This window comes from Treponema phagedenis, assembly GCF_008153345.1.
Classification (GTDB): Bacteria; Spirochaetota; Spirochaetia; order Treponematales; family Treponemataceae; genus Treponema; species Treponema phagedenis.
Map to the genome: position 1 here is coordinate 3,281,025 of NZ_CP042818.1, position 11,842 is coordinate 3,292,866.

Consider the following 11,842-nt stretch of genomic DNA (forward strand, 5'->3'; position numbering starts at 1 on the left):
CAAAATCTTTTCGGGTTTATAAACCCTTTTTTAAAAGTATCTGCTCCAGTTTTTTTTCCAACATAGACGCAGTTCCGTAGTTGGCTACTCTTTCTATATCGGCATTTCTATAAACATATTGAGAGTAGAAATCCGTTTGATTGGAAAATCTTTTGAAAATCTCTTTCAACGAAAGCTTGTCTCTTTTTTTGCAGCGCCATATACGTAAGATTTTCGGTGCGGTAATATATAGCACAAACGCACACTCGTCAAGCAGCTTAGTCTTGTGCAACGTCGGTGCATTCAGCAAAACAGGGCGATGAGGATCCTCCAGAAAAGCCTCATTGATGCGTTTGCGCGTAACAGCACTTATTTTCGGAAAAATAAAAGCCTCGTGTTTTTTTAACAATACAGGGTCGGAAAACAACAATTCACCGAGTTTTCTACGATTAAGGCTGCCGTCAGCATTTATAAGTTGAAGCCCGTTTTTTTCGCACTCTTCCGAAAATAAAGCCGCTATTTCTTCAGACTCCGCAGCCAAAACTTCATGCGCAACAAGGTCGGCATCAATACAATAAAACCCCCGCTTTTCTAAAATTTCAGCAGCAACATTCTTTCCGGCACAACTTTGCCCCGCCAAACCGATAATCGGCGCTCTTTTTTCTTCCATAATAAAGAGTATAATAAAAAAAGACAAACTATAAAAGATGAAATTTTAAAAAGGAAAATTCTCTTACAAAAGAAAGGAGAACGATGGGTATAATAAATCTGGAATAACGTTTTTAAGTCATTTTATAAAAAGAGTTCGACACAACGGTTTAGTTTTTGCCGTCCGTGGCAAAAACTAAACCACGAGTTTTAAAGCTTTACGAATAGTCTTGCTTTAAAACGTCGTTTCTGTTTGGAACCACCGCCATCCGTGGCGGTTCTGATTTTGCGTCCATGTCAAAAACTAAACCACGAGTTTTAAAAGCACTTGGAAAAAGTTTGTGCTTTTAAAACATCGGTTCTGCGTGGAACCACGGGCGTCCGTGCCCGTTCTGAGTTTGACAACGGTAGGTAAACTTACCATCGGCAAAATGTAATTTCAAAATTTTGCCTGCCATTTTTGACAAAGGCAAGCAAACATCAATACTGCGTATGGGAACCACAATAGTCCGTGGCGGGTCTGATTGTAATTTTTTGATTTTTTATTTACGTAGCTGCGGTGCGCAATTTACCATAGGGATGCTGAAGCTGCAAGCTATTATTACTAATACTCCGATTACTAACAGCAACTTAATTACAAAACGCTATACTAGAACTCCTTAACCTCGCCGCCTGCATTGGCGATGAACACGCGGGGTGGGTTTTCGGTGAAAAAACCGTTTTCAATAACACCGGGAATAGCGTTTAGTTCTTTTTCAAATTTAGAAGGGTTTGTCTTTGCCTGTGCAGGCCATTTAATGTCTAAAATAAAGTTTCCGTTATCAGTAACAACGGGGCCTTTTTTGCGTATGCCGTCACGGAGTACCATGGACACGCCCCAGCTTTCAAGTTTTTTCATAATGCTCAAACGGGCTTCGGGAGCAATTTCTATCGGTAAAGGAAAACCTGTACCAAGCGTTTTTACCTGCTTTGATTCATCGCCGATAATCACAAAGCTTTTGCTGTTATACGCCATTATTTTTTCACGCAGCAAAGCAGCCCCACCGCCTTTGATCAAATTCTTTTTAGAATCTATCTCATCCGCTCCGTCTATGGTAAGATCAAGCTCGCCGTTAATTCTGCCGGAACTCAAAGAAAATATCGGAATATTAAACTCCTCGCAGGCAATTGAAGTTTGAAAACTGCTTGGAACCGCCGCAATGTTTTTGAGTTTTCCTTTTTGAATATACTCGGCGAGGCGTTTTACCGCAGGCATGGCGGTTGAACCGGTACCTAACCCGATTTTCATTCCTGAAAAAATCTTTCCTTCTTTTATTAAAGTGTCAATTGCATGTTTTGCTACTATTTGTTTTTGCTCATCAAGCGTTAAGAGGGCTTTCATAATCTTCTCCAGTAAAAATTTTAAATTGCCGATATGTTTGATATTCCAGCATTCTATAACCGTTTGTTATTTTGCAGCCGGCTTCTTCCGCATGAGTAAGCAAGGCTGTTTTTTCAGGTTTGTAATTTAAATCAAACACCGCTTCTTTTCCTGTAAAAGTATAAAAGAAAAGCGGATCTTCCGCAAGTGAAAAACTATTCCCGACTGTTGTGGTTTGAATAATAATTGAAGAATACTTTTCCAGTAACTTAACCGATGCAGGAGCAAGTATTGCCCATTTAAATCGATAAGGGAGGGCAATTTGTTTTGCCTTCTCTACAGTCCGATTGAATATACAGGCTTTGCCGTGCAACTGTTTTACTGCATAAGCAACCGCTTGTGCCGCTCCGCCCGCACCGATAATTGCTACCCGTTTAAAACGCAAATTTTTTACTTGCAAAAATTCCTGTAAAGCTTTTGAAAAAGATTCCACATCGGTATTAAAAGCCTTCCAACTTCCGTTTGAATACACTGCAGTATTTGCTGCTCTAATTGCCGTTGTTGTTTTTGAGCACTCATTCATGGATGAAACAATCGGCTTCTTGAACGGATGATCAATCGAAAGTCCGCTAACACCCGCAACCTCTGCAAATTCAATTACATCTTCAGAAACTCTTGCATTGATCGGAATATACACTGCATTGATGTTTTGTTTTGCATACGCTTTATTATGCATTTGCGGGCTTAAACTTTCCGAAACATCCGATCCGACAACACCGAAAATTTTTGTCTTTTCATTTATCTGCTTAAACCGATACAAATAAACCAAAGAAAAAGGATCGATCAATCCGGGAATAAATTCTGATGTTTTCTCTTGAGGCATCACATACGTAATTTCCGAATTAAGCCTGCTTGCCAAAAGACGAGAAGGAACTCCATACGCTCCCATTGCAACTAAAATACATCTTCCTCGTTCATGATTTGCAAACCTAAAAAGGTTGGTAACATCGGAAAGAGAATTCGCCTTGTATGCAATTTTTACTATCTCATCATCGGAGCGTCTAACTTGTTGAATTTCCGCATCAATATCTGTAATTGCTTTTTTATGATTATATTTACTGCGAATAATAGTAATATTAAAAGCGCGAGCCGCTTCTTCAATACTTGGAGCTTGTAAATCTCCTTCAAGATCAATATAAGAAAAATTTTTAGCCGGATCAGGGTCGCTGAATGCAAGCCCACGTGCAAAAATAGTAACTCGAGTTGCCTCTCCCGCCGTAAACCTTCCGCCGTCAATCCGTCGCCGCACAGTAAGAATAACCGGAAGCCCCGCCAACTCGGGGAATCGTCTAATTAGCAACACCTCCTGTGGCTGCAAAAAATCCGCACGCAGCTCCGCGATATCAATCAAACTCCGATACTTTTGCACCAGCACAAGATTTTTTTCTATCGTATCCTCAGTTAAAACAAGACAAATTTTTGGCGTCATGCAAGCAGTATAAGAAAAAACATCAACAATTAAAAGATAGGTGTACAATTAAGAAAAATCAAAAAGCTGCGTTGTTGTATGTTTAATGAAAACAACTTTACCCCTTTATTGCTAAAACAAAGAAAATACTTTATGATAGCCCGCATGTGTGCGGAGTATAAATGCTATTTTTGTGAGACTTGTGAAGGTTTAGGCTGTACCGGAGAGCTGCCCGGGATGGGCGGCGTGTTTAAAAATGCAAACTTTATTGCCAACTGTGCCGCATGGAAAAACTACCATCAGCTGCCGACAGAGGGGCTTCCTGAAATACGGCTTGCGCCGATAACGGGCGGCGTTGAAAATATCGGATATCCGAATGAAGAAGATTTTTACTTTGATTTAATAGAAGCAGCTCTTGAAGCAGGCGTTCGCTTGAGTATCGGAGACGGTTGTCCTGATATAAAATTGCAAAGCGGTATTGCCGCACTTAAACAGTATCGGGCAAAGGCTGCCGTTTTTATTAAACCGTATCCGAACAAAAAATTTTTTGAGCGTATCGATTGGGCTCGCGAACAAGCTGAAATTATCGGGATTGATATTGACTCGTATAATATTGTAACAATGCGGAATCTTGTAAACTTGGAAAAAAAGAATGCACAAAATTTACAAGCCCTGCAGCGATACGCACATCGCCCCTTTGCGGTAAAAGGAATTTTCACCGATGACGACATAGAAACTATGCGTGATTTAAAACCTGATATCATCGTTATCTCAAATCACGGCGGAAGAATTGAAACGCGTAGAGGAAGTACCGCAAATTTTTTAGCAGCACACGGCAAAGAGTTGCGACAATATTGCGGAGAACTTTGGGTTGACGGTGGGCTGCGTTGTAAAGCAGACCTGCTTGCGGCAAAGGCGCTGGGAGCAAGTCAAATTATGCTTGGCCGCCCATGTATTACCGCTCTCCTTCGCTACGGAAAAAGCGGAATCAAACGAATGCTGACCGCCTTTCAATAAATCTATGGGATTCCCGTCCGGAATTAAATCTTAAAGTCGAACTAGTGTACCGTTTTTTTAATAAGTCAATTCGTTTTTTAATACATCCTTACCAAAACGTAAAAAATTTTATAAAAAAGAGCTCAGGTTTAGTTTTGTCGTCCTTGTCAAAACCAACCCTGCGAGTTTTAAAGCTTTGTAAGCAGTCCTGCTTTAAAACATCGCTGCTGCGTGGAACCACCGCCATCCGTGGCGGTTCTGATTTTTGACGTCCTTGTCAAAACCAAACCTGCGAGTTTTAAAGCTTTACAAACAGTCTTGCTTTAAAACATCGTTTCTGCGTGGAACCACCGCCACGCACTGATTTTTAGTATTCTTGATTAAATCAGTGCTGCGAGTTTAAAAGCTTCAATTTTATAATTTTGTATTGATGCTTTTAAACATCGTTTGAATTTGTTCTGAGTTTTGACGTTCGTGGCAAAAACTAAACTGTCTGTTTTGAGCCACGGGCGTCCGTGCCCGTTCTGATTTTGACAACGGTGAGCAATTTAGCATAGGAAATATGAAACCACTACCATCCGCGGCAAGGAAAATTGAGAGGATATCTGAACTTCCTGCAACTTGTGCAGCGGAATTTATTTTAAGCTTATCACAATTGACAATACAATAACCTTTTGTCTGTCATTGCGAGATTGTTGCAAGCCGATTGTTTTAGGCAAAACAAAGTACAACTTGCACATGCCAAAGGACAAGTTGTGCCGGCAAAATAAGAATTTATAAAAATGCTTTCCGTAAACTCTTTTGTTGATTACGGTTTTTAAATTTCTTCTTTTCTTAGAGTCTAAAAGCCGCTCCGAGTTTTAAAGTAAAAACGTTCCCGATGCCGAATGTTCCGGCTGCATTGGTTTTTTTATCTAGTACGAGCCCTGAAATACCGACTGAATCATAGATATTAACACTTATGCCGGCATGTTCGGTGAAATAGTACCTGAATACCATATGAGCACCGATCGGACTGAGATTATAATAAACACTTAAAATCCGTTTTTCATTAGGGATAGCATTGAACAGACCAAGAGCAAAACCTGGACCGACACCGACAGTTAATGCAAAATCTTTTTTTACCCCATAGGTATAGCCGAATAACATTTGCCCGTCCCACGCGAAACCCAACGCCTTTCGGGACTCATCACCAAAGCCGCCCTTTCTATAAAGCGTAATGGGAACGCCGAGGTTATTACCAAGGCTGAATGTAAAACCACTGTTCTCATTTGTAAAATGCGCATCAAGCCCAAAGGACGGCAAAGGCAGAATAAAGGCGACCGCTTTTTTAGAATAAGAGTCAAGCTGATTTTTGTCTGCAGGTACCGATACTTCTACCGGACTATTAACCGTATAAAGCGAACCTCCTACGCTCGGTGCAAATACAATTTCCGCTGCAAATAGGGAAGCCCCCGCTATAAAAAGAGATAAAAAACTATAGGCTATTATTTTTTTCATAATATTCTCCTTGCTTGTAAAAGCAACCTTGCGGGAATTTCGTAACAGTGATTTTTAGAGATGCCTTGTGTAAATATATTTGGTTTCGATTAACTTAAAACCGAAGTAAACTTTTTTATTGATTATAGATTCTTAAGCCGACTCTTCCTATCAAGTATGCCGTGTTGTGTGATATGTCACTATTTCATGTTATAATTTTTCTTACGTGGATGAATAAGAAAATCATTACCTCAATATTCCCCAATATTTTTTGATAAACACCTCCTTGCTTATTTTTTTGCGAGGTTTTTGTTCTTAGGAGCACGTGTCTTAAAACGGGGGCAGTACAGTTTTAAATAACAGAAAACGATTTTTTTACTCTGGACTTGTGTCTTTTATTACGTTACAATGGGAGCGGTATCATTTTATATATTTTGAGTATTGTTTGGATTCATATTTGGAGGAGACATGATTCATAACGCCTTGTTTTTGGATTTTTACGAGCTTACAATGGCTCAAGGTTATTATAAAACCGGAAGAAGGGAGCGCACTGTTTTTGATATGTTTTTCAGGCGCCAGCCTTTTAACGGAGGGTATTCAATCTTTGCGGGGCTAAACCCCTTGCTTGAAGCTATTATGAATTTTCGTTTTGGAGACGATGATATTGCATATCTGAAAAGCACAGGAATATTTGATGCGGAGTTTTTAAACTATCTGAGTAAGTTCCGCTTTTCCAGTACGGTGCTTGCCATGGACGAAGGGTCTGTGGTTTTTCCAAACGAACCACTCATACGCGTAGAGGCAGATATAATTGAGTCGCTCTTATTGGAAGGCTTGATTCTTAATACGGTTAATTTTCAGAGTTTGATTGCAACGAAGACGGCACGTATTTGGCTTGCCTCAAATAAATCCAGCATTATGGAATTTGGGCTGCGGCGGGCGCAGGGCTGCGATGGTGCAATGAGTGCTACCAGAGCCGCTATTATCGGCGGAGCAGCAGGTACCAGCAATACACTTGCGGCAAAATTATACGGAGTTCCTGCAATGGGAACAATGGCGCACGCTTGGGTTATGTCCTTTGATACCGAAGAGGAAGCTTTTCAAACATATGCTGATATTTACGGCGAAAAATCGGTGTTCCTCATCGACACGTATAATACTCTTGAGTCGGGAATTGAGAACGCGATCAAAGTTGGCAAGCGTTTAAAGGCAGAAGGGAAAAACTTCGGCATTCGGCTTGATTCGGGCGACATTCAGTATCTCAGCACGGAGGTGCGTAAACGTTTAGATGTGGCGGGTTTACCCAATGCAAAGATCACCGTTTCAAATGAACTCACTGAAGAAATAATTGAATCTCTTTTGATGCATAAGGCTCCGATAGACGGCTGGGGGGTTGGTACACATATGGTTACCGGCGGCAATGAATCCTCGTTTACCGGCGTGTACAAACTTGCTGCGTACGAGCAAAACAATGCGTGGGTACCGGTTATGAAGCTTTCGGATAATCCCGCAAAAACTACCAATCCGGCGGTTAAGCAGGTTTGGCGGTTGTACAATACCGATGGCAGCTTTAAAGCCGATGTCATCGGAGTGGAAGATGAGATAATCGAAGAGGGTGTACGCTATAAATACATTCATCCTTTTAACGATTACCAAACATTCAGCTTTGCTGCGAAAAAAGTTGAACCGCTTTTAAAACCGAAAATTAAAGACGGCAGTCTCCTTGTAAAACTTGAAGATCTTCCCACAATCCATAAGCGGATGGCGGAACAGCTTGAACATCTTGATCCAACCTCAAAACGGCTCCTCAATCCGCATATCTATAAAGTTTCCCTGACCGAAAACTTGCAAAAAATAAAGCAGGAGCTTATTTTGAAAGGAGCTTGGAACAAAAGCTAATATAACGCTTCGCAAATAACCTGAGGCTTGAACCGGCTGGAGTATCAACAAGAATGGCTTGCAGGATGCTGAATTCTGCATTCCTACGGTAAACTACTCACCGCTGGCGAATAAACGGTAGAAATTCCAAGGGCTCGCCCTTGCGCCGTGTCGAACTCTTTTTTATAAAATTTTTTACAATTCTTATTAGATGGATGTTTCTGTCAAATCAGACTCGCCATAAGCGGCGAGTCTGATTTTATTTACAACCCGGAATAGGGTTCCAATTTGTCTTTGTCCTCATCGCCGTTATGATACAATGTCCAGTGTTTGGCATTTACCCCGTTAAAAGCTTTTTTCAGCTCGGCGGAAGGATTGTTGAAAACTTTGGAATTCTCATCTCCGTCTAAATATATTACCGCCTTTCCCGGAGTGCTTTCATCTCTTTGCGGAAATGCTTCAAACACTGCCTTAAAAGCATCTGCGGTCAGTGTATTTTTGTAGCAGCGCAATGTGTTCAGCTTGGGTACGTTACTTATGTTTAACGATGTCAGTTGATTGTAACCGCAGAACAATATGGTCAGATTCGGCAGCCCGCTTACATCTAAAGACGGCATCTGATTTTTATAGCAGTACAGTGTGGTCAGCTTATTCAAACCCTTTACACTCAAAGAAGGGAGCTTATTGCCGTAGCAATACAGCGTGATCAAATTGTCCAAGCCGCTTACATTTAAAGATGTCAGTTGATTGTCTTGGCAATACAGTTCGGTCAAATTGGGCACAGCATTGAGTTCCAAAGCGTTAAGCTTGTTGTCATTGCAGTGCAGGATTTGTATACCCTTTCCCTTAATAACGATCTCTTTGTCGGAGTCTATACCGCTTATCGTTTGCGGAGTTCCGGTTCCCGGTACCTCGGAAAGGATTGCATCGCCGTGCAAAACCGTACAAGGGCTGCCGTCCATTGTTGTTACAGTAAGGGTAATACTGTTTCCTGAAGTTTTCATGGTAACAACAGACTTGGCTGGTGCAGCGGACGGGTTTTTGCTAACGGAACTGCATCCGCTAAAAGCTCCGGCTGCAAAAAGCACAACACTGATGAGAAGCAAGGTTCTCAAACCAAATTGTTTTTTGTTTTCTGTTTTGGCATTCATATAAATCGCCTCCTAAATAATTTTAAAACAGTATATCATGGTTTTTTATAAATTGTAAGTAAGATTTTGTGTAATTCATGGTGAGTGTGTGAAGAATAAAATAATTCTTTTGAGGGCTTTATAGATTAGCTTTTTCGCAAACTCGGCATTCGACAAAACTCAAGCCGCAATGCACGTAGCGAGTTACCGCAAAGGTTAAAATCGGTTTAAAAAACTACATTGTATTTTTCTGTTGTTTTTGATAAAATTGCGTTCGGAAAAATGATGAAAGACAGATTGGAAAATTTACGGAATCAGTGGAAACAAGTTGAGCTTGAGGTGCAAGATCCCGACTTGGTGAAAAACGTTGCACGCTATAAAGATGTGATGCGGCAACACGGATATCTTTCTAAGTTGATGGATGAGTATGATTTTTATTTGCAAACCGAAAAACAATTGCAGGAAGCACATGCGTTAATGCAGGAAGAGTCCGACCATGAATTAAAAGAAATGGCGCGGGAGGAAATGCACGCGCTTGAAAAACAGCTGGAACAAAGCGAAGCTGACTTAAAAATGTTGCTTATTCCGCCTGACCCGATGGAAGAAAAGAATATTATTATGGAAATTCGAGGCGGTACCGGCGGCGATGAAGCGGCTTTGTTTGCGGCGGATCTTTTTAAAATGTATACGCATTATGCAGAATCAAAGAATTGGACCTATGAAATTATGGACGCCAATGAAACCGAGCTGGGCGGATTTAAAGAGATTGTGTTTTCAATCTCCGGTAAATATGTTTACGGTAGCTTGCGGTATGAATCCGGAGTGCATCGAGTGCAGCGAGTGCCGGAAACCGAAGGCTCCGGGCGAATTCATACCAGTGCGGTTACGGTTGCGGTGCTGCCTGAAGCTGAAGAAACGGAAATCGTTATAAAACCGGAGGATTTGCGCGTAGATGTTATGCGCGCAGGAGGCCCCGGCGGACAAAGTGTTAATACTACCGATTCCGCTGTTCGACTTACGCATATTCCGACGGGAATGGTTGTTATTTGCCAAGACGAAAAAAGCCAAATTAAGAATAAAGCAAAAGCATTGCGGGTTTTACGCAGCCGCTTGTACGATTTGGAAGAGTCTAAAAAAAATCAGGAGCGAGCGCAAAATAGAAAATCGCAAGTAGGTTCCGGTGATCGATCGGAAAGAATCCGCACGTATAATTTTCCCCAAAACAGAGTGACCGATCATAGAATTAATTTAACGCTGTATAAGCTGGATGCTGTGCTGCAAGGCGATCTTGACGAGATTATTGAACCGCTCTGTATTGCCGCCCGTGAAGAAATGCTCAATGAGGCAAATACATAATAACGCTCGGTATATTCCTCCGGAGACCGGTATAGTTTAAAGACTTAAGTGTAGCGTTTTGTAATTAACTTCCGGTTATACAAATTGGAGCACCAACAATGAGGGACTGCGGATTTAAGCATTCCTATGGTAAATTGCTCGCCGTTGCTCAATTCCAAACGATGTTTAAAAGCATCAGCACTGTTTTGTAAAATTGAAGCTTTTAAACTCGTAGGCGAAACGAAGGTAGAAATTCCAAGGTTTCGCCTTTGCGCCGTGTCCAACTTTTGGGGGGAAGTACATTATACTAAGAAGCAGGGTGGTTAAAACAATTGCGGATGCTTTGGAATCGTTTTGTATTATTTTGTGCTGTTCAAAATGGACAGAACCGTTTTAAAGATTTAAGCATATTTGTCCGATAAGAAAATAAGAATAAATTCCGCTTTTAATGCATCATAATTTGACAGGACTTTTTATTAGTGGTATAGTATTCTGAAATTAAATTATATTCATTCGCAAAGCGAAAAGGGATTTTACTGTGGCTCGAACTCGAGGTTATAAACGTGCCGAAAATAATATTGTTCGTTCAATAACTGCTTTTTTTAAGAAAATAGGCAAATTTATTATTTCTGCTGTACTCAAATTTTTTAATGCCGGAAGAAAGAAGCTGACTATTATGGTCGTTCCTCATTCTCAAAAGAAAGTAATAAATTTTCAGACAAGTTTATTTTCACTCATTTTTGCAGCTTTTTTATTTATCGGCATAATCGGATCTTTTTTTTGGTTTTCTCATCAAGCTGTCGTTTCATCACGGTATCTGGCGAGCCTTAAAGAAGAAACAAAAAAAACACAGGCGAGTCTCGATTTATTGCGATCTGAAACGGATAATCTCTTAAAATCCGCAAAGAATTTTCAATCAACACTTTCTTCTACTTTTACTACACTTGGATTAAACACTTTTATACAAAAAAACAAGACAGAATCAGATGCAAATGACTTGTCAAAGCTTTTCACTATACAAGAGCAAGCGCAAGGCGCAATAAGAGAGTCTGCGGAATTACAACAAATGGCTGCATATTTGCAGGATGCCATTCAGCCTGTTCAGGAAATGGGGAAACTTTTAAATTCGCAGACAACTTTGTTTTCCGATATTCCGAGCCTTTGGCCTATTAAAGGCGGCATCGGGCATGTTTCAATGGGATTTGGGCAAAATAAGCATCCTTTTACGGGGCAGTGGTATGTACATAAAGGAATTGACCTTTCGACCTACCGCTATGGAGATCCTATTATTGCAACAGCGGATGGGCAGGTTGTTACGGTAGAATATGATTCAGGCTGGGGAAATTATGTTATTGTAAAACATAAACACGGATTTTATACTCGCTATGCTCATATGCAGTCATATAACGTTACCCGCGGCCAGCATGTACAGCAGGGGCAGGTTATCGGATATATAGGGGCAACGGGAGTCGCAACCGGTCCGCACCTCCATTATGAAGTACACATAGGATCCGATGTGGTTGACCCGAGAAAATATCTGAATATAAAGGCCGGCATGGAACGTTGATC

At 40.9% G+C, this 11,842-nt stretch carries 9 protein-coding genes; 4 read left to right on the top strand and 5 right to left on the bottom strand.

Annotated elements, in window-relative coordinates; translation table 11 throughout:
* Positions 1-16: 16 nt before the first annotated feature.
* The 3 genes from coaE to FUT79_RS14460 all read right to left on the bottom strand — a co-directional run bounded on the left by coaE (position 17) and on the right by FUT79_RS14460 (position 3,476).
* A complete protein-coding gene (gene coaE, locus FUT79_RS14450) occupies positions 17-649 on the bottom strand; it encodes a dephospho-CoA kinase (protein ID WP_002698483.1) in 633 nt (210 codons plus the stop codon).
* A gap of 627 nt (positions 650-1,276) precedes the next feature.
* Positions 1,277-2,008: a ribose-5-phosphate isomerase RpiA gene (gene rpiA / locus FUT79_RS14455; RefSeq protein WP_002698489.1), complete on the bottom strand. Its 732-nt coding sequence runs from the start codon at positions 2,006-2,008 to the stop codon at positions 1,277-1,279.
* The gene (locus FUT79_RS14460; RefSeq protein WP_024752687.1) at positions 1,986-3,476 is read right to left on the bottom strand and encodes a type I 3-dehydroquinate dehydratase; all 1,491 of its coding nucleotides are present in this window, start codon (positions 3,474-3,476) and stop codon (positions 1,986-1,988) included. The genes rpiA and FUT79_RS14460 overlap by 23 nt, the downstream gene beginning before the upstream one ends.
* Positions 3,477-3,608: 132 nt before the next feature.
* Here FUT79_RS14460 and FUT79_RS14465 point away from each other — a divergent pair, with 132 nt between their 5' ends.
* Positions 3,609-4,472 (top strand): alpha-hydroxy-acid oxidizing protein, encoded by an 864-nt coding sequence (locus FUT79_RS14465; protein ID WP_044635063.1) that lies wholly within the window; start codon positions 3,609-3,611, stop codon positions 4,470-4,472.
* Positions 4,473-5,285: 813 nt separating this feature from the next.
* Here FUT79_RS14465 and FUT79_RS14470 read toward each other — a convergent pair.
* Positions 5,286-5,951 carry a DUF2715 domain-containing protein gene (locus tag FUT79_RS14470; RefSeq protein ID WP_148889768.1) on the bottom strand — a complete coding sequence of 222 codons (666 nt, stop codon included), beginning with the start codon at positions 5,949-5,951 and terminating at the stop codon, positions 5,286-5,288.
* Positions 5,952-6,398: 447 nt separating this feature from the next.
* Here FUT79_RS14470 and FUT79_RS14475 point away from each other — a divergent pair, with 447 nt between their 5' ends.
* The gene (locus tag FUT79_RS14475; RefSeq protein WP_148889769.1) at positions 6,399-7,829 is read left to right on the top strand and encodes a nicotinate phosphoribosyltransferase; all 1,431 of its coding nucleotides are present in this window, start codon (positions 6,399-6,401) and stop codon (positions 7,827-7,829) included.
* A 242-nt stretch (positions 7,830-8,071) separates the two neighbouring features.
* On the opposite strand, the gene FUT79_RS14480 is transcribed toward FUT79_RS14475, so the two are convergent.
* Entirely contained in the window at positions 8,072-8,959 is an 888-nt protein-coding gene (locus FUT79_RS14480) for a leucine-rich repeat domain-containing protein (protein WP_024752683.1), read from the bottom strand.
* A gap of 264 nt (positions 8,960-9,223) precedes the next feature.
* Between FUT79_RS14480 and prfA the strand changes: the two genes are divergently transcribed.
* Positions 9,224-10,294 (top strand): peptide chain release factor 1, encoded by a 1,071-nt coding sequence (gene prfA, locus FUT79_RS14485; protein WP_024752682.1) that lies wholly within the window; start codon positions 9,224-9,226, stop codon positions 10,292-10,294.
* A 517-nt stretch (positions 10,295-10,811) separates the two neighbouring features.
* Positions 10,812-11,840 carry a M23 family metallopeptidase gene (locus FUT79_RS14495; protein WP_002700923.1) on the top strand — a complete coding sequence of 343 codons (1,029 nt, stop codon included), beginning with the start codon at positions 10,812-10,814 and terminating at the stop codon, positions 11,838-11,840.
* The last annotated feature ends 2 nt before the right edge of the window (positions 11,841-11,842 follow it).